16 protein-coding genes are annotated in these 18,501 nt (G+C 33.9%); 4 read left to right on the top strand and 12 right to left on the bottom strand.

The annotated features are described in order from the left end of the window. Window positions 1-70 precede the first annotated feature (70 nt). A complete protein-coding gene (gene aroB / locus DFQ09_RS06060; RefSeq protein WP_115808754.1) occupies window positions 71-1,141 on the top strand; it encodes a 3-dehydroquinate synthase in 1,071 nt (356 codons plus the stop codon). On the opposite strand, the gene DFQ09_RS06055 is transcribed toward aroB, so the two are convergent. From DFQ09_RS06055 to DFQ09_RS06045, 3 genes are all read right to left on the bottom strand, one after another. After that, window positions 1,138-1,650: a DinB family protein gene (locus DFQ09_RS06055; protein WP_115808753.1), complete on the bottom strand. Its 513-nt coding sequence runs from the start codon at window positions 1,648-1,650 to the stop codon at window positions 1,138-1,140. The genes aroB and DFQ09_RS06055 overlap by 4 nt on opposite strands. A 69-nt stretch (window positions 1,651-1,719) precedes the next feature. Beyond that, entirely contained in the window at window positions 1,720-2,199 is a 480-nt protein-coding gene (locus tag DFQ09_RS06050) for an Lrp/AsnC family transcriptional regulator (RefSeq protein WP_092443151.1), read from the bottom strand. Window positions 2,200-2,273: 74 nt separating this feature from the next. Next, entirely contained in the window at window positions 2,274-3,416 is a 1,143-nt protein-coding gene (locus tag DFQ09_RS06045) for a M14 family zinc carboxypeptidase (RefSeq protein ID WP_115808752.1), read from the bottom strand. Between the two features lie 303 nt (window positions 3,417-3,719). Between DFQ09_RS06045 and DFQ09_RS06035 the strand changes: the two genes are divergently transcribed. From DFQ09_RS06035 to DFQ09_RS06025, 3 genes are read left to right on the top strand one after another with little or no spacing between them, the layout of a single operon-like run. Beyond that, window positions 3,720-4,130 (top strand): helix-turn-helix domain-containing protein, encoded by a 411-nt coding sequence (locus DFQ09_RS06035; RefSeq protein ID WP_115808751.1) that lies wholly within the window; start codon window positions 3,720-3,722, stop codon window positions 4,128-4,130. Window positions 4,131-4,167: 37 nt separating this feature from the next. After that, window positions 4,168-4,554, top strand: a complete 387-nt coding sequence (locus tag DFQ09_RS06030; protein ID WP_115808750.1) for a hypothetical protein — start codon at window positions 4,168-4,170, stop codon at window positions 4,552-4,554. Window positions 4,555-4,558: 4 nt separating this feature from the next. Next, window positions 4,559-5,350, top strand: coding sequence for a TerC family protein (locus tag DFQ09_RS06025; RefSeq protein ID WP_115808749.1), 792 nt, complete (start codon window positions 4,559-4,561; stop codon window positions 5,348-5,350). A gap of 30 nt (window positions 5,351-5,380) precedes the next feature. Here DFQ09_RS06025 and DFQ09_RS06020 read toward each other — a convergent pair whose 3' ends face one another. The 9 genes from DFQ09_RS06020 to DFQ09_RS05980 form a co-directional block, all read right to left on the bottom strand. Further along, entirely contained in the window at window positions 5,381-8,053 is a 2,673-nt protein-coding gene (locus tag DFQ09_RS06020; protein WP_115808748.1) for a DNA gyrase/topoisomerase IV subunit A, read from the bottom strand. Then, window positions 8,050-8,526, bottom strand: a complete 477-nt coding sequence (locus tag DFQ09_RS06015; RefSeq protein WP_115808747.1) for a hypothetical protein — start codon at window positions 8,524-8,526, stop codon at window positions 8,050-8,052. Before DFQ09_RS06015 ends, DFQ09_RS06020 begins: the two co-directional genes overlap by 4 nt. Then, complete coding sequence (locus DFQ09_RS06010; protein WP_115808746.1) at window positions 8,523-10,382, bottom strand: DNA topoisomerase IV subunit B; 1,860 nt, start codon at window positions 10,380-10,382, stop codon at window positions 8,523-8,525. The genes DFQ09_RS06015 and DFQ09_RS06010 overlap by 4 nt, the downstream gene beginning before the upstream one ends. 199 nt (window positions 10,383-10,581) lie before the next feature. After that, complete coding sequence (locus tag DFQ09_RS06005) at window positions 10,582-11,946, bottom strand: hypothetical protein (protein WP_147298332.1); 1,365 nt, start codon at window positions 11,944-11,946, stop codon at window positions 10,582-10,584. A gap of 57 nt (window positions 11,947-12,003) precedes the next feature. After that, window positions 12,004-13,098 (bottom strand): redox-regulated ATPase YchF, encoded by a 1,095-nt coding sequence (gene ychF / locus DFQ09_RS06000; RefSeq protein ID WP_115808744.1) that lies wholly within the window; start codon window positions 13,096-13,098, stop codon window positions 12,004-12,006. A 301-nt stretch (window positions 13,099-13,399) separates the two neighbouring features. Continuing rightward, window positions 13,400-13,777 (bottom strand): hypothetical protein, encoded by a 378-nt coding sequence (locus DFQ09_RS05995; protein WP_115808743.1) that lies wholly within the window; start codon window positions 13,775-13,777, stop codon window positions 13,400-13,402. Window positions 13,778-13,825: 48 nt separating this feature from the next. Further along, a complete protein-coding gene (locus DFQ09_RS05990; RefSeq protein WP_115808742.1) occupies window positions 13,826-14,155 on the bottom strand; it encodes a hypothetical protein in 330 nt (109 codons plus the stop codon). Between the two features lie 77 nt (window positions 14,156-14,232). Then, complete coding sequence (locus DFQ09_RS05985; RefSeq protein ID WP_115808741.1) at window positions 14,233-17,820, bottom strand: PAS domain S-box protein; 3,588 nt, start codon at window positions 17,818-17,820, stop codon at window positions 14,233-14,235. Between the two features lie 7 nt (window positions 17,821-17,827). Next, a complete protein-coding gene (locus DFQ09_RS05980; RefSeq protein ID WP_115808740.1) occupies window positions 17,828-18,262 on the bottom strand; it encodes a response regulator in 435 nt (144 codons plus the stop codon). Between the last annotated feature and the right edge of the window lie 239 nt (window positions 18,263-18,501).

Here is an 18,501-nt window from a genome sequence, read left to right as displayed (position 1 = left end):
TTATTATAGTCTTACTTTTTTTTCTAAAAAGGAAGTATTTTCACATCCTATTTTGCAGACAATATTAATTATGGAATCTATTTCAACAAAAAACGCCGTAGTACACTTTAATTCTGAAGTTTACACAGAACTTAATAACTACATTAAAACAGCAAAACCGTCTAAGATATTTATTTTGGTAGATACAAACACACACGATTATTGTTTGCCAAAGTTCCAAGAGCGCATAGAATCTGGCGACATAGCTATTGAAGTTATGGAAATGCCAAATGGAGAAGAACACAAATCTATTGATATTTGTACTGGTGTTTGGGAAGCTTTATCAGAGTATAATGCCGATCGCAAAAGTTTATTAATCAATTTAGGTGGCGGTGTCGTAACAGATTTAGGTGGCTTTGTCGCAAGTACCTATATGCGCGGCATAACCTACATAAACATACCAACCTCTTTATTAGCAATGGTAGACGCTTCTGTTGGCGGAAAAACAGGAGTTGATTTAGGATCTTTGAAAAACCAAGTAGGAGTTATAAATGAAGGCGTAATGGTCGGAGTGGATACGTCTTTTTTAGATACACTTCCTCAAAACGAAATGGTTTCTGGTTTTGCCGAAATGCTAAAACATGGATTAATTTATGATGAAGCTTATTGGAATACATTAACACATCTCGAAAATTTAGATCTTTCTGATTTAGACCGCTTAATTTACGATTCAATTGTTATTAAAAATACAGTAGTAACTTCTGATCCTACCGAACAAGGCTTAAGAAAAATCTTAAATTTCGGACATACTTTAGGGCATGCTATAGAAAGTTATTTCATGGAAAATGCAGATAAAACTCCGTTACTTCATGGCGAAGCTATTGCTGTAGGTATGATTTTAGAAACTTATTTATCCACTAAAATTACCGGTTTAAGCAACGATTCTTTAGATACAATTACTAAAGGCATTTTAAAAACGTTTTCTAAAGTTGAAATCACTAAAGCAGATCAACAACATATCATCGAATTATTAAAATACGACAAGAAAAACAGTCATGGTGTGGTAAAATTTGTACTTCTTGAAGCTATTGGAAAACCAAAACTAGATTGCGTAGTTAGTAATGATTTGATTTTAGAAGCGTTTGATTATTACGCGAATTAAAGATAGCGTTCCTTTATAATTTTGAGGTGATGATTTTCATGGCCCATTATAATATAACCAATTGCTCTAACGGATACAGGAAATCCAGAGGCTTCTCCAATAAAAAGTAATGTATCTGTATCATATGAACTAAACAATGTAATTGTTGCTTGCCGTACAGTTCTATATTCCTCTAACAAACTTTCCATAGTACGCTTTTCTGCATTTGCATGCACAACGTAATCGTCTTGTTCAAACCCCGCAAGAGGCGTGCCGTCTTGCCTAGCGATTCGTAAAGCTCTGTACGCAAAAATACGTTCAGTATCTATAATGTGAAGTAATACGTCTTTTATAGTCCATTTCCCTTCGGCATAGGCATAACTATGCTTTTCCTTTGGAATATTAGAATAAAAAGAAACTACATCATCTAAATTTTGCTTTAATCCTTCAACAATACCTAAATCCTTATTTACTGCATCAATATAGGGTTTATAATAAGGGTTGTATTCTGATACTTTTATAGAGTTCATAATAATTCAAATTAAAAAAAGCCCTTAATCATAGTAACTAAGGGCCGTTGTTAAAATATGTTATTTTGATTACAATTCATTAAAAATGGTATGCATCAAACGTTTTTTATCATTAAGACTCTCTTCTAACGAAATCATAGTCTCAGTTCTATAGACACCATCAATATCATCTAACATAAAGATAATATCCTTAGCATGCATTGTATCTTTTGCTCTAATTTTACAGAAAATATTGAATTTCCCTGTGGTGATATGTGCCACCGTTACATAAGGAATATCCGAAATACGCTCTAAAACAAATTTAGTTTGTGATGTATTTTGAAGAAAAACGCCTACATAAGCTATAAATGAATAATCGAGTTTTTGGTAATCTAATGTTAAAGACGACCCCATAATAATACCAGCTTCCTCCATTTTCTTTACACGTACATGAACAGTACCTGCAGAGATTAGTAATTTTTTTGCTATATCTGTGAAAGGAATACGCGTATTATCGATAAGCATATCGAGAATTTGGTGATCAACTTCATCTAATTTAAACTTTGCCATAATTATAATATCTTTAAACTAAACGCAAAAATAGAATATTTACATTAACAATTATGCATTAAAACTGAATATTTTTACGGTTTTAATGAGATTCTTTCATTATTCACTATTACGAAATCGTTTTCGGAGTTTATAATTAGTTCAGAATTTTCTTCTGTCTCTACCAAAAAGCCATTGGCTTCTATTTCTTTATGTCCGTACTTGTTATTTAGCTTAGCGACTTCCACTACCACTGGCACAAATTGCAATTTACAATCTATCAAAACCTCTTTATATTGAATGGCTATATCCACCAAATCATTTAAGTCTTTACGTTTTGCATTTCTTATAATAACATCATAAAAACATTTTGCATTTTCTGGTATATCAAAATAAGCGTCATACTTATCAGCATTAACCCCATTAGCAATAACATCGAGCCCTTTTAAAATAGCAACAAACATTAAACGCCTAACCTCTTCCCTATCATAATCATTTTTATAGTGCCCAGCTTCATACAATAATGTAGGTATGCCAAAATTCTGAAATGTATCTCCAACACAATTAATATTAAAACCATCATCATAGCGCCCTATTCCATCAGGAATTTCAATTTGAAGTAATTGATTTATCTCAGCTATAATAGACATAGCGGCTTTCCTATTAGTTGTGAGCGTCCGCTCTTGGTCTTGCGCCGGAGACAAAAACGAAAGCGTTGCCACATTATTTGTTTCACCGGCACTAAAAATGGTCCGCTGTCCATGAAGGTTAAAACAATACTGTGGCTTAAAATCAGTATAGGATTGCCGAAGTATGTGACTTTCTGGCTGTGATAAATGTTGTGCATCCCTGTTTAAATCAACTTTATTAGCATTTACACGTGTAAATCGCTCAGCTCCATCCGGATTTAAAATAGGAATTACCATTAAAGTACAGCGTTCTAAAATCTGTTTTGAAACACTATGTTCAGCCTCAAACAAATTAAAACAATCAAAAAGCGCTTTAGTCGATGTAGATTCGTTACCGTGCATTTGTGACCATAGCAAAATTTTGATGGGTCCGTTACCAAATTTCAAACTATATATTGGTCGGTTTTCAACAGAATACCCAAGTGTAGAAATAATAGGTTTTGATAATTTATCTAAACAATTTTCTATGTGAGAATTGGTGACATAACGACCAAAAAGTTCGGGCGTTTTTACTTCTAAAAATATCTGCTTTAAAGACTTTAAATTCATAGGACTAAATTAATGGTTACAAATGTAATCATTTGGTTTTTTACAATTGTAAACAATTAAAATCAATAAATTTGTTACATTCGTAAACAATGTTTCATCCAAATCTCAATACCAAAAACCAAATACTAATACTAAATTCTGTTAAATACATTTTAAACCATCAATATACTTGTTTTCAGGTAAATAATACGCAAAATCAAACCTATTATTTAATATTAATAAAATAATTATACCACATTTAGCACAAATACAGATACTATTGTTTACATTTGTATCGTTATAATCACAAACCTTAAGTTTACAATGATAAACTCCAAAGAATTTACTGGACGCCTACAAAAAGTCATTGATTTTTACAGCGAATCTGCTTCTAGTTTCGCAGAGAAAATCGGAGTACAACGCTCTAGTATCTCTCATATCTTAAGCGGCAGAAACAAGCCTAGTTTAGATTTTGTAATGAAAGTTCTACACTCCTATCCCGAAGTAGAATTGTATTGGCTAATGAATGGAAAAGGAAAGTTCCCCAACCAACCTAACACTTCAGAATCACCACCCCCGCAAACCACTGAAGCAAAAATAAAACCACAAACTCCAGAGCCGAATCCTACTCCTCAAATTGAATCTCAATCTAAAGCTGGATCTAAATCTGATTCTGAAATTGACAAAATTGTAATATTTTACAAAGACGGAACTTTTAAAAGTTACAAGCCATAATATTGCACTATTCATTATCTTTGCTCAAAAGATTTATATGAGATTTTTTCTTTCATTATTAGTATTAATATTACTAACTAGCTGCTACTCAATAGAACGCGATTGCACAGATTTCAAAACAGGTACTTTTGAGTTCACCTACAACCTCGATGGCATTGAGCACACCTCACGCTTTATGCGCACCGAAGATTTCAATATTGATTACCACGAGGAAAAAGCAGACTCATCTTCTATTAGATGGATTAATGATTGCGAATTCATATTAAAAAAATTACACCCCACCACTAATTCCGAAAAAGAAGCTATTCACATGAAGATTCTATCCACAACGGATGATTCCTATACTTTTGAATATAAACTCGCGGTAAAAAGACCTAATAGACCTTCACGAGTTGAAAAAGGTGTCGCAATAAAAATAAAATAACATTATGCTCGATTTCCTATTGACTTCCGATGCTATAATAGCATTGCTGACTTTAACATTTCTGGAGATCATACTCGGTATAGATAACATTGTATTTATATCTATTGCAGCAAACAAACTCCCCGAACACCAACGAAGTAAAGCCACTAAAATAGGACTATTGCTCGCTCTGGTTCAGCGAATCATATTACTATTTTTTGTTTCTTTTTTAGTCGGACTCAGTAAACCTTTTTATAGTATAGAAACCAATTGGCTGTCCGTAGGAATTAGTTGGCAAGCTATCATTCTATTTGCTGGAGGCTTATTTTTAATCTATAAAAGCACTTCTGAAATCAGAGAAAAAGTAGAAGATCCATCACACGATGTAGACCAGATAAAATCTAAACCCATAAAATCACTTAGCAGCGCTATAGTTCAGATTGTTATAATTGATTTTATATTCTCTATAGATTCAATACTAACCGCTGTCGGAATGACCAACGGTCTACACCCTAACCACAATTACACATTAGTATTAATGATTATTGCAGTGATGATCTCAATTGGAATAATGATTGGCTTCGCTAATCCGATTCGGAAGTTTATTGACAAACACCCGAGTGTACAGATTTTAGGACTCGCCTTCCTAATCCTTATAGGTTTTATGCTAATAACAGAAGCTGCACATTTATCGCATACTGAATTTTTCGGACAAACAGTCGGCGCAATACCTAAAGGCTATTTGTATTTTGCTATAGCATTTTCTTTATTTGTAGAATTCTTAAACTTTAAAGCTGCAAAAAAGAAAAAACCTTAAAATTTCGACACAAAGCACCAGTATTTAACGCTAAAATAATGTCACCTGCCCTTTATCATCCGTATCTAAATCGTCCTCATCATCTGTAGAAGAACTATCAGAGTGAGGTTTATTTACAGCTTCAGTAGCATTATCACCCCCCTTCTCAACAGTCTCCTCATCAACAACCTCTATTTCATCGGCATGTACTTCTTCCGGAGCCTCATAAGGTAATGGATCTAGTAAATTAATTTGATTTATTTTATCTTTAGTCAACTGATTTCCTAAAGCAGTAATCCCCTTTACCGAAATGAATTCTTCAAGATTCACTTCCATGTTTGGTTTACGTTCTTTACCGCGCTCTTTAGTGAATTCTACATCCGCTATGGGTCTCCAATCCGTTGAAACAATCTCTAATTGAGAATCTGGATGATCTGAAATAAAATCTTCTTCTTTGCCTTCTTGCTCAATAATAAAACGCTTTACATAATAGCGTTCTTTTTCTCCATCGTAATAAATAGCAGAAATTGGTTTTTTAGGAACCCACTTTTCCATAATAATCATGTCACTATCAAAATGTGTAGTTAACTCAGGGATGATCGTTTTCACTATTCCCGATTGATTGACAATAAGAAGCCTATCTTCACCTCTAAATTCACCTATCAACTCACCTCTATCATCAACATTTAAACGCTGCACCGTATCGTCAAACCAAATTTTTCGAGGCTTTAATGTCGACACACCTCTTTCCTTTAGTTCTACGCGTTTAATTGCATATTTAGTAACACGATTACCTTTAGACGCTCTACCTTTTATTAAAACTTCAGCAAAATCTAAATCCCACTTTAACTTCTTAATACTACCTACTTGGCGTAACATAATAGTCACAACTTCAGCTTCACCATTAGGGTTCGCAGAAAAGTACCACAACGCAGACCCTTTATTTCCATTGGTTAAATCGTATTCACGATCTCGTGTCATACTTGTCACCGCAAATCGTTTCACATAAGAAGGACCACCTTTACCGTCTCTATAAATCATATTATAGATGGTGCGTTTGTCTTTTTTCTTAAACACAGCAACATGAATAATATTCTTACCAATAAAAGTCTTAGCATCTACTTTTGTCACCATCATCACTCCATCGTTTGTAAACACAATGATATCATCAATATCACTACAATCACAAACGTACTCATCTCGCTTTAATGACGTCCCAATAAAACCTTCTTCTCTGTTGACGTAGAGTTTTGTGTTTCGAATAATTACCTTAGTAGCATCTACATCATCAAAGATTCTAATTTCGGTTTTACGCTCTTTCCCTTCACCATAATCTTTTTTCAATCGCTCAAAAAATGCTATGGCATAATCAATTAGGTTCGCTAAGTGATGTTTTACTTCAGCTATTTGATCTTCTAATGCATCAATTTTTTGTTGCGCTTTATCGATGTCAAACTTAGAAATACGCTTAATTCTAATCTCAGTTAGACGCGTAATATCTTCAACAGTAATAGCACGTTTTAAATGTTTAATATGCGGTTGCAACCCTTTATCAATTGCGTCAATTACTCCATCCCAAGTTTCTTCCTCTTCAATATCGCGGTAGATTCTTTTTTCAATAAAAATACGCTCAAGTGATGCAAAATGCCATTGCTCCTGAAACTCACCAAGTCGTATTTCTAATTCACTTTTTAAAAGCTGCACGGTATTATCTGTAGAACGCCGCAACATTTCAGTAACACCAACAAAGTAAGGCTTGTTATCTTCAATAACACATCCTAATGGCGAAATTGAAGTTTCACAACTCGTAAACGCATAAAGCGCATCAATCGTTTTATCTGGAGACAAACCTGCAGGCAAATGAATTAAAATCTCCACTTCTGCAGCCGTATTATCTTCAATCTTTTTAATCTTAATTTTCCCTTTATCATTCGCCTTAAGAATAGAATCAATAAGCGATGATGTGGTTGTACCGAATGGAATTTCGGTAATCATCAATGTATTCTTGTCCCGTTGAGAAATTAGCGCACGCACGCGCACCTTTCCTCCTCGTAAACCATCATTATAATTAGTGAAATCTGCAATACCAGCCGTTGGAAAGTCGGGTAAAATCGTAAAACGCTTACCTTTTAAATGTTTTACAGAAGCGTCGATAAGCTCAATAAAATTGTGCGGTAAAATTTTTGTAGACAAACCAACAGCAATCCCTTCACCACCTTGCGCCAATAACAAAGGAAACATTACTGGCAAATTAACTGGCTCTTTACGCCTACCATCATATGACGCTTGCCATTGCGTAATTTTCGGATTATAAACAACATCCATCGCAAACTTAGAAAGTCTCGCCTCAATATAACGCGAAGCTGCTGCGCGATCTCCTGTTAATATATTTCCCCAGTTTCCCTGAGTATCAATCAATAAATCTTTCTGACCAATCTGCACCATCGCATCTGCAATACTTGCATCACCATGCGGATGGTATTGCATCGTATGACCAACAATGTTCGCTACCTTATTATAACGGCCATCATCCAAGTCTTTCATAGAATGCATTATACGACGCTGTACTGGCTTAAAACCATCTTCGATCGCAGGTACAGCACGCTCTAAAATTACATAAGAGGCATAGTCCAAAAACCATTCCTTATACATACCAGTAACCTTAGTAATAGTCTCTTGGCTACCATTGTCTTCATTTAACAACTCCTCATGTTCGTCTATCATCTATCCAACTTTATGCTTTTATTTTCTTTTATAATCTTACGCAGAGATTGCCTAACATACTTTACCTTTTTGTATTTCAAAAGCGTAATATTAAAGTGCTCCTTCTCTATTTTCCCATTACTATGTGATACATAAATAACCAAACTTTTATAAAAGTAATAGTTGCGAATTTTATAACCTGATAATTTCTCTCTAGAAATTTCAATCTTATTTTCTCTATAATTTAAATAATCCGTAAGTATCAATCCACTGTTTGTGATTATAACTTGAGCACCATCACTGTCATACTCAAAGAATCGCGCAACAAAATGCACCACAACTACAGCAACTAACAAACCTATTAGCACGTAGAGCGAGCTTCCCTCAACTAAATGATAAGACTTAAATACCGTAGCCAGTAAAATCGCTGCGATTATTAATATAAAATAAATAGAAATTATGGTGTTTTTTATTTCCCTGTTATCTGTTCTCATAGTGTATCTTCAACAACATCAAGTTCAACCTTAAGATTATCAATAATAAATTCTTGACGCGTAGGTGTGTTTTTTCCCATGTAGAAAGACAGCAACTCCTCAATAGACATGTCCTTATCTAACATTACAGGGTCTAAACGAATATCTTCACCTATAAAATGCACAAATTCATCTGGCGAAATCTCCCCTAAACCTTTAAATCGCGTAATTTCTGGTTTTGGTTTTAATTTCTCCATGGCGTCGCGTCGTTCCTCTTCAGAATAACAATAAATCGTTTCCTTTTTATTTCGAACCCTAAACAATGGGGTTTGCAAAATATACAAATGACCATCCTTAATGACTTCTGGAAAGAACTGCAAGAAAAACGTAATTAACAATAAGCGAATATGCATACCATCGACATCGGCATCAGTTGCTATCACCACATTGTTATAACGCAAATCCTCAAGAGACTCTTCAATGTTTAACGCAGCTTGTAAAAGGTTAAACTCTTCATTCTCATAAACGATCTTTTTACTTAAGCCATAGCAGTTTAGTGGTTTCCCTTTTAAACTAAACACAGCTTGCGTATTTACATCGCGTGACTTGGTAATACTACCTGATGCCGAATCTCCCTCTGTTATAAATAAAGTGGATTCTAAATTCCGATCGTGTTTAATATCTCCAAAATGCACACGGCAATCGCGTAATTTCTTATTGTGAAGACTTGCTTTTTTAGCTCTGTCTTTCGCTAATTTTCTAATACCAGATAATTCCTTACGCTCACGTTCAGCCTGAAGAATTTTACGTTGCAATTTTTCGGCAGAATCAGGATTCTTATGCAAAAAGTTATCTAAATATGTTTTTACAAAATCATTGATATAGGTTCTCACTGTTGGCAATTCGCCTCCCATGTCCGTAGAACCTAATTTTGTTTTGGTCTGACTCTCAAAAACAGGCTCCATTACTTTAATCGCAATAGCAGTTACTACTGACTTCCTAATATCTGAAGCCTCATAACTTTTACCATAAAATTCTCGAATGGTTTTTACGATAGCTTCTCGGTAAGCTGCTAAATGCGTTCCACCTTGCGTTGTGTTTTGTCCGTTAACAAAAGAATGATATTCTTCGCTATATTGTGTTTTACTATGTGTTATAGCGACTTCGATATCATCACCTTTAATGTGAATGATTGGATATAACATATCTGATTCGTTAATATTCTCAGATAATAAATCTTTCAATCCGTTTTCACTGTAAAACTTTTCACCATTAAAAACAATGGTTAGCCCAGGATTTAGATACACGTAGTTTTTAAGCATCTTAACCACATACTCACTACGATACTTATAATTTTTAAATATAATTTCATCCGGAATAAAAGACACTTTCGTTCCTTTTCTTCGAGAGGTATCATCTAACAACTCCTGATTAGTAAGATTTCCCTGTTCAAATTCTGCTGATGCCGATTTACTATCCCTTGTAGATTCGACTCTAAAATAAGAAGACAGTGCATTTACAGCCTTTGTACCTACACCATTTAAACCTACAGATTTCTTAAAAGCTTTTGAATCATACTTTCCACCAGTATTCATCTTAGATACAACATCTACGACTTTCCCTAAAGGAATACCACGACCATAATCGCGAACAATAACACGTTCGCCTTGAATCGAAATCTCAATCGTCTTACCTGCTCCCATCACATACTCATCAATGGAATTATCTAATACTTCTTTTAAAAGTATATAAATACCATCATCTGGAGAGGAACCATCACCCAATTTACCGATATACATACCAGGTCGCATTCGGATGTGTTCTTTCCAATCGAGTGAGCGTATGTTATCTTCAGTATAAGTGGACTCTTCTGACATAAAGTTAAGCGGATATTTAGATGAAAGGCTAATATAAGATTATACCTTAAAACATGAAATAAAGAGCGCTTAAAGTAATTAACAAAAAGGCATTAATGTGTTGAGAACATTGGAGTTTTCAAAAATCAACACCCAAAATTGCAGTATTTTGAATTTTAAGCGTTTTTACAACCTACTTTTTCACACAAAAACAACTCAACTACTCTCTTTTATACAAAGACATAAAAACCCCCAATTGAGAATAATGTTGAACCAATTTCCAATTAGTCATGATTTCATTTAGCTCGTCGTCTTTAGTCTGATTATCTATATTTGAAAGCAATATAAATTGATTTGTATTGATGTTAAAATCAGCATAGCGATCGGCTTCTGAGATATCTTTAAATTCTGAAAATTCACGCGCATTCAACAGAATTCTAGTCCCTATTTCAGTAGGCTCGATGCCTGAAGAATCAATAAAGCGCTCCATTTTAGCCTCAACGGTATAACTATTTAAATACGCTAAGGAACTATCCCAAGATTGCGATAATGTCGCAGGATAAATCCAAAAATGCCCCGTTATAAACATAACAACCATTACAGCATACACTACTGTTTTTTTAGCAACATCATAATGCGCCATTAAATTAACAAGCAATACGATTGCTAACAGATAACAAACCATAAAATAACGATCACCAAATGGGTTAGAAAACGGAACCATTCCTATAAAAAAGATAAAAGCAAGCACAAAAAAAGCAATAGCTACCCGATCGATTTTAACATCTCTATTTGTTTTGTCTTTTATATATTTTACTAAAAGAGGCAAAAGAATTATCGCAATTATAAAGCGTCCATATTCCAGAAAACTTTTTACATACACAATACTATTTATCAGTACTTGTTTTACCCCTACAGATTGCCTGTGGGCGTTGTAGTTTTCATTCTGACTGATTAAGAACCAACCTAATTTTTCGTATTGAAAATAACAAAACACCGCAAAGCTAAAAACCGCTATTAGGTAGCTTATATAAATTAATTTTCTACTCTCAATTAATTTCAGCCTAACATAAATAACATGAATTAAAGCTATAGATACAACTATATAAACCCCTCTAAGATTGACAAGTAACAAACCTACTAATGCTAAGGTGAAAAATATTGTTCTCGATTTAATAAGTGAATTCAAACCCAAAAACGTAAAAAACAACAAGAGCATGTCGTTATTTAAATTTGTCGTTTGTGCTATAAATGTAGGCTCTAAACACACTATAAAAACAGCAAACGCGGATACCGTTTTTAAGAAATTAGTTTTACAAAACAGTACTATTTGCCAAGCGACACCAACATTAACAATCAGCAATAATAATCTTGAAGACCAGAGGGCTTTTTCAAAAATTGTCCAAAAGATCGCTAGTAAAGAAATCCACAAAGGCGGATGACCAGAATTGTATTCCGTTGGCACAATAAATTCGGTTAGACCATTAGCATAAATCCAACTAGCACGAGACGATTTAGTAATAGCATCCCAAAAAAAAGGTGTGTGTTTTAATAATAGAAACTCTACTACTAATACACACACCAAAAAAAATAAAATCTGTTTAAAGCTTATCTTTTTTAAAAAATTTATCATTTACGCAAGTTACACATTAAACAAGAAATGCATTACATCGCCATCCTTAACCACATAGTTCTTTCCTTCTACACGCATTTTACCAGCTTCTTTCACTTTAGCTTCACTTCCAAATTCTACAAAATCGTTGTAAGCAATAACTTCTGCTCTAATAAATCCTTTTTCGAAATCGGTATGAATAACTCCTGCTGCTTGCGGTCCTGTTGCACCAATATTTACAGTCCACGCTCTTACTTCTTTTACACCTGCAGTAAAATACGTTTGCTGCTTTAACAATTTATAAGCAGAACGAATTAATTTAGCAGAACCTGGCTCCTCTAACCCAATATCAGCTAGGAACATTTGGCGCTCTTCGTAATCATCTAATTCGTTAATATCTGCTTCTGTACCTACAGCCAACACTAAAACTTCAGCGTTTTCGTCTTTAACAGCTTCTTTTACTTTATCTACATAAGCGTTTCCTGTATTTGCTGCCGCTTCATCAACGTTACAAACATACATTACAGGCTTATCTGTAATAAATTGAGAAGGCACAACGTAGTCTTCGTAATCTTCTTCAGAAAATTCTAAAGCTCTAATTGAAATACCAGCTTCTAAGTTTTCCTTTATTTTTAAAAGTACCGCTTCTTCTTTCTGTGCCTCTTTGTTACCCGTTTTGGCAGCACGCTTTACTTTTTCCAACTTCTTATCAGCAGTTTCTAAATCCTTAAGCTGCAATTCCATATCAATAGTCTCCTTATCTCTAATAGGATCTACAGAACCATCAACATGAATAATATTTGGATCATCAAAACAACGTAATACATGTAAAATAGCATCCGTTTCTCTAATATTAGCTAAGAATTGATTTCCTAAACCCTCACCTTTAGAAGCCCCTTTTACTAAACCTGCGATATCAACAATCTCTACAGTTGCCGGCAACACACGCTCAGGATTCACTAGTGCTTCTAATTTCTGTAATCTTGGATCTGGTACATTTACCACACCAATATTAGGCTCTATTGTACAAAACGGAAAGTTAGCACTTTGCGCCTTGGCATTAGATAAACAGTTAAATAAGGTTGACTTTCCTACGTTTGGTAATCCTACGATTCCTGCTTTCATCGAATAAATTTATTTAGTAGTCTCCGTAAAACCGGAAATCTCTTTTTTGCGAGTGCAAATGTAAGTAATTAGTAGAATAGTTAGATTATAAATTTTTGAAATGATTGCTGTTAGAATTTACAGCTTAATTATTCCGCTATACAAACTACCCCTTTTAATGATCCGCGTCTAATGAAATGAAAAATTAACAATATTAAAAACGGAATCAACACCCACAGAATCGCGCATGGTTAGAGTAAAAAAAAATCCCAAGCCAAAGACTCAGGACACTTATACTTATATACTTATAAGAACAAAGATGTTAACCAAAAACTACATTTTTAAAAGTGGGTGAACTTTCGGTAATACTACCAATACCTTTCTTATTCACCTTAAAAACAACATCTTTCTCTGTTGTAAACAATAGAACAGACAAAAAGAAACTTTTCAAATGAGATTGTAAGATTACAAAGGCTTCCTCTAAAGTGAGCTCTTCTTCTATATCTTCCGTCTCCCTTGGCCTAAAACTGTATTTAAGCATTACTTTAAAATCATCATCCGAAAGAATAGGCCTAATGAATATATTTTTTAATTCGGGCTTACCTATGGTTTTGGCCATTGTTAATTTTGCGAAAGTGCCAGCTTCGATACTTTCCTTTACTTGTTCCCAAAAAACATTAAATTCATCTTGGTAGGTCATAAACTTAAAATATAATAATATTCAATTAGACATTTATTTAACAGATCGTTACTCGCGCTCTAACAACTTCTTAGACACTTTATAAGTCGCAGAATACACTAATCCTTCTTGACGCTTTTTTAAATCTGAAAACGCTTTTTCGTACCACTTTGGATCTGTAGCCTTCTTTTTAAAAGCATCATGATCAGCAACATCAAACGCCTCTCCATCTAGAAAAGATTCTATCTTATAAACACTAAGACCAAAGTGCTCTGCTCTTTTAAGAACGGTTGCAAAATCTGATTCAGAAAAATAATGAATTGAAGCATCTTCAAAGCCATCATTTACATTTTCTAAATCGATAAATATATTTTTCTCTAAAAATTCAGTTTGTTTCATAGGATTTAATCATTTTATAACTCGGCTTAAATAGTAACACCAAGTAAAGTGCGAAGTTAATTTTTCCTTTTTAAAATTTAGTCTTCCGGAAGATAAATATCAAAAATAGCTCCATTATTAAATTCACTTCTAGCAGCAATATGGCCGTCATGGTTTTCTATAATCCGTTTTACAATAGCCAACCCAATACCTGTACCAGAATAATCTTCTTTACTATGCAGACGTTGAAATACTTCAAATATTTTTTCGTGGTATTGTTGATCAAAACCAATACCGTTATCAGAAAAACGAATATGGCAGTATGTACGATCATTATTTAAAGCCGGAATACCGGTTTTCTTTCCTTTCAATATTTCGCAACTAATTTTGATGAGAATTCCCGTTCCTTCTTTTGAAAATTTAATAGAATTACTAACTAAATTTAAGATCACTTGCTGAAATTGCACAGGAATAATACGAACATCACATATGTTTTCTAACTCAAAAACCACGTTTTTTTCTTCCAACTCCTCACTTAAGGTCTCTTTAGTGTCTTCAATAATATCTTGAAGATTATAAATTTCGAATGTACTTTCTTGAGCATTGGTTCTAGAATACGCAATTAAATCTTGAATTAAATTTTGCATTCGATACGCAGACGTCTGCATTCTTGAAAAATAGTTCTTAGCACTATCCGATAACCTCTCTAATTCCTTTTCCTTAATTCGCGAAGCAAAAGTTTGTATTTTTCGTAATGGTTCTTGCAAATCGTGACTAGATATATACACAAACGATTGCAACTCTTTGTTCATTTTTTCTAGATCCAAATTTTTCTTTTCCAACTCATTGGTTCTATTTCTAACCATGTTTTCAAGCTTAGCTGTAAATACTTTTTGCTCTTGAATATCAGTACTACTACCAACCCACATTTTAATAACACCATCTGCATCTTTTTGTGGAATGGCACGGCTTAACTGCCAACGGTAATCACCATTATGTTTACGAAATCGATGTTCTAACAAGAAATCTTTACCAGACGCAATAGCTTCTGTCCAAACTTTAATATTTTCTTCTTTATCATCTGGATGCACTATTTGTAGCCAACCATCTCTTAAAATATCGTCTAATGTTAGCCCAGAAAAATCATAAACCGATTGGTTAAAATAATTAAGATTACCCTCAGGATCTGAGGTCCAAATAAATTGCGGCATAGAATCAGCTAATAGTCTAAATTTTTCTTCTCGATCCAATAATTGCTGATGAAAATTCCGCTCTTCTGTAATATCTCTTACGGTGCCCAGCATACGTTCTGGCTGATTATGCTCGTCGTAAAACACTTTCCCTTTTACATCTTTCCAATGCAAGGTTTGATCTTCCCATATAATTCTTATCTGATAATGTAAGACACCAGTTTTATATGCTTTTTCAAAGGCATCAACTCTAAGGTGAACATCTTCAGGATGTATCTGAGAAATCAATTTTTCTTGTGTTAAATCATTATTGCTAGAAAAGCCTAAAATATTATAGCAACGCTCTGAGGCCAACATGTATTCGGTTTTTAGATCTAAATCCCATATACCAAGTTCGCTTGCTTCTATAATAAGCTTTAACTTCTCTTCATTCTCCTCTATAATATGTTTTGCCTCTACTGTTGCTGTAACTTCCGAAGCGACAACCATAATACCTGTAATAGTATTGTTTTCCTTTAATGGATGATAAACAAAATTGAAGTAGCGAACCTCCGTTTTGCCTTTACGGTTTAAATAAACTGGGAATTCGTAACCATAAAAGGCATTTCCTGTTTTATAAATATCTTCAACTACTGGAGCTATAATTTCTTTAACTTCGGGTAAGCTTTCAAAAAGTGGTTTTCCAACAAATTGCTTTTCTGTTCTATCTACAATGTTCAAATAATTTTTATTTGCCATTTCAATAATGTTCTCTGCACCTCTAAAAATAACGATACCAAGTGGTGCTTGCATTACAGAATCTCTAAAACGCTTTTCACTCTCTTCAACTTTCTGTTTAGCTTCATGCAGTTCGGTAACTTCGGCTGCGGTATTCATTACTGCATATACATTACCCTCAACATCTAACAATGGAGTAAAGCTATAATTATAGTAAAAGGGTTTTAATTCTTCATTTTGTATAATTTCAACCTTTTGATTTCTCGCATGAAAAGCAATTCCCGTACGTAAGACATTGCGTATTTGACTAAATATTTGTTGGTTGTCAAATTCTGGTAATATCTCTGTGTATAATTTACCGATAACATCATGTCCTTTTCCCCAAGCATCCATAATGGATTGATTAGCAAGTGAAATCCGCATCTCTTCACCAACAAAAACGCCTATTGGAAAAGGTGCACTTTCTACTAAAGCGCGTATACTCTGTTCACTTTTTTCTACCTTTTTTCTTGCTTCTACTTGGGGTGTGATATCGTTTCCGATGGTCATAATACCATTGATTTTCCCTTGAGTATCATATAGCGCTTCATAAGAAAAATCAACATACATCGTTTCTAAAGTTCCATTTCTTAAAAGCTCAATAGCACGTTCTGGTGTAGAAAAACTAATACCTGTCTTTAAGACACCGTCCATTAATTCTTTAATTCCTTGCGTTTTGAGTTCTGGCATGGCTTCAAAAATGGGATAATTAAGCATCTCATCTTCTGTTCTTCCCCATAATTCCAAAGCATACTTATTGGCAATTTCCACTTTGTAATCGGCGCCCTTTAAAATTGCAATAGCTATAGGAGCCTGAAGAATCATTAATCTTAGACTACGTTCACTTTCTTCTATTTTCTTCCTTGCCAACACACGGTTGGTGACATCCTCTACAGTTCCTGTTAATCGATAAGCAATTTTTTCTTCATTAAACCAAGCTTTACCTTTGGCATGTACTATGGTTTCTTTTTTGGTGAGTTCGTTTATAATGGTGTATTCGGCATCGTAGTGTCCACCTGATGCGTAATTCAAAACATCCAAAATGGCATTAGACACACGATCTTTATCCTTTTTTGAAATAACATTTAAAGCCTCCGAAAGTTCTATTTGTTCTTTTTGAGCCAAACCAAACCACTCTTTTAATCTCGTATTACAAGAAAATTTATTTGTGAGAGGATTATAATCGTACGTGGCTAGTTGTGCTGCTTCAATTACAAATTCGAGTTCATCTTTACTTTGTTCTAGTTTATATTCAGTATTATTTTTATGCGTAGCTTCAACAATAGTCACCAAAACCCCTCCTACTTCACCCGACTCTAACCTAATTGGACTGAACGTAAAATCGAAATGATAATTTTCATTATAATCCTTTCGTATTAATGGTAATTTAAAATTAGGAAAACTAACTGCTTCACCCGCCATAGCAGCATCATACTTAGAACCCATAACATCCCAAACTTCAGAAAACGCTTCTTTGAAACTAATTCCTAAAGCATTACCACCATTAGATAGACTCAAAACAGAACGAAACCCATCGTTATAGATTTGTGTATTATTATTTCCCCAAGTAATACACATACCTAAAGGATTATCTAACATTACACTTACCATTGTTTTTAATGATTGCGGCCAAACTTTTGCGTCACCAAGCGGCGTATTGCTCCAATCTTTAGCTCTAATGAGTTGCCCCGTTTCGCCACCGCCTCTCAAAAAAATATGTTTTTCTCCTTTTATACTCATGTAACAGTTATGGTTGAATAATAAATTTATCCTTAGAACGCAATTGCAAATTAGCGTCTGTAAATAGTGAGATAGCCTTTTCAACCACCTTTTTTATATTTGCGAATTCGCCAGGTTTTTGAATATAATGATGCGCTCCCATATCGTAAAGTTGGTTAACGACAGTTCTATCTAAAGATGTAGAATAAATTATAATAGGAATATTTTTCAATTCATTAATCGCCTTTATTTCAACCATACATTCCATTCCTGATTTTTTAGGCATATTAAGATCTAAAAAAATCAAATTAGGATGATTGATAGGTTCTGCTAATAAAAAATTCATTAATTCAACACCATCATTTAATACCGAAAGTGTTAATTCACCAATCTCATCAATAGCTTCTCTAAAAAAGTCGCAATCATCAATATCATCATCCGCAAGTAAAAGGTGAAGGTTCATATTTTTATATTTATATAATTAGAGACGTATACAGTAAGCTAAATTATGTAATTTAAACTTTATTGTAATCCCAAAAAGACTTCTTTTTTTTCAAACAGTTTATATACTCATGTTTTTATTAAGAAATAAATCTACCTAATGTATTAAAATAATATGTAATAGAGCAACTCCATTTAAGATGTGTTGGTTATTTTGGATTAACTTTAGAAACCAACTGTTGGCTATAAATAAAACGTACA

Source organism: Winogradskyella pacifica (genome assembly GCF_003386275.1).
In the GTDB taxonomy this organism is placed as follows: domain Bacteria; phylum Bacteroidota; class Bacteroidia; order Flavobacteriales; family Flavobacteriaceae; genus Winogradskyella; species Winogradskyella pacifica.
Note: the sequence above shows the minus strand (reverse complement) of the source record. Positions and strands in the feature narration are given on the sequence as shown.

Bases quoted from the DNA above. Each gene is read 5' to 3' on its own strand.
- aroB (WP_115808754.1), top strand. From the start codon at position 71: ATGGAATCTATTTCAACAAAAAACGCCGTAGTACACTTTAATTCTGAA.
- DFQ09_RS06055 (WP_115808753.1), bottom strand. From the start codon at position 1,650: ATGAACTCTATAAAAGTATCAGAATACAACCCTTATTATAAACCCTAT.
- DFQ09_RS06050 (WP_092443151.1), bottom strand. From the start codon at position 2,199: ATGGCAAAGTTTAAATTAGATGAAGTTGATCACCAAATTCTCGATATG.
- DFQ09_RS06045 (WP_115808752.1), bottom strand. From the start codon at position 3,416: ATGAATTTAAAGTCTTTAAAGCAGATATTTTTAGAAGTAAAAACGCCC.
- DFQ09_RS06035 (WP_115808751.1), top strand. From the start codon at position 3,720: ATGATAAACTCCAAAGAATTTACTGGACGCCTACAAAAAGTCATTGAT.
- DFQ09_RS06030 (WP_115808750.1), top strand. From the start codon at position 4,168: ATGAGATTTTTTCTTTCATTATTAGTATTAATATTACTAACTAGCTGC.
- DFQ09_RS06025 (WP_115808749.1), top strand. From the start codon at position 4,559: ATGCTCGATTTCCTATTGACTTCCGATGCTATAATAGCATTGCTGACT.
- DFQ09_RS06020 (WP_115808748.1), bottom strand. From the start codon at position 8,053: ATGATAGACGAACATGAGGAGTTGTTAAATGAAGACAATGGTAGCCAA.
- DFQ09_RS06015 (WP_115808747.1), bottom strand. From the start codon at position 8,526: ATGAGAACAGATAACAGGGAAATAAAAAACACCATAATTTCTATTTAT.
- DFQ09_RS06010 (WP_115808746.1), bottom strand. From the start codon at position 10,382: ATGTCAGAAGAGTCCACTTATACTGAAGATAACATACGCTCACTCGAT.
- ychF (WP_115808744.1), bottom strand. From the start codon at position 13,098: ATGAAAGCAGGAATCGTAGGATTACCAAACGTAGGAAAGTCAACCTTA.
- DFQ09_RS05995 (WP_115808743.1), bottom strand. From the start codon at position 13,777: ATGACCTACCAAGATGAATTTAATGTTTTTTGGGAACAAGTAAAGGAA.
- DFQ09_RS05990 (WP_115808742.1), bottom strand. From the start codon at position 14,155: ATGAAACAAACTGAATTTTTAGAGAAAAATATATTTATCGATTTAGAA.
- DFQ09_RS05985 (WP_115808741.1), bottom strand. From the start codon at position 17,820: ATGAGTATAAAAGGAGAAAAACATATTTTTTTGAGAGGCGGTGGCGAA.
- DFQ09_RS05980 (WP_115808740.1), bottom strand. From the start codon at position 18,262: ATGAACCTTCACCTTTTACTTGCGGATGATGATATTGATGATTGCGAC.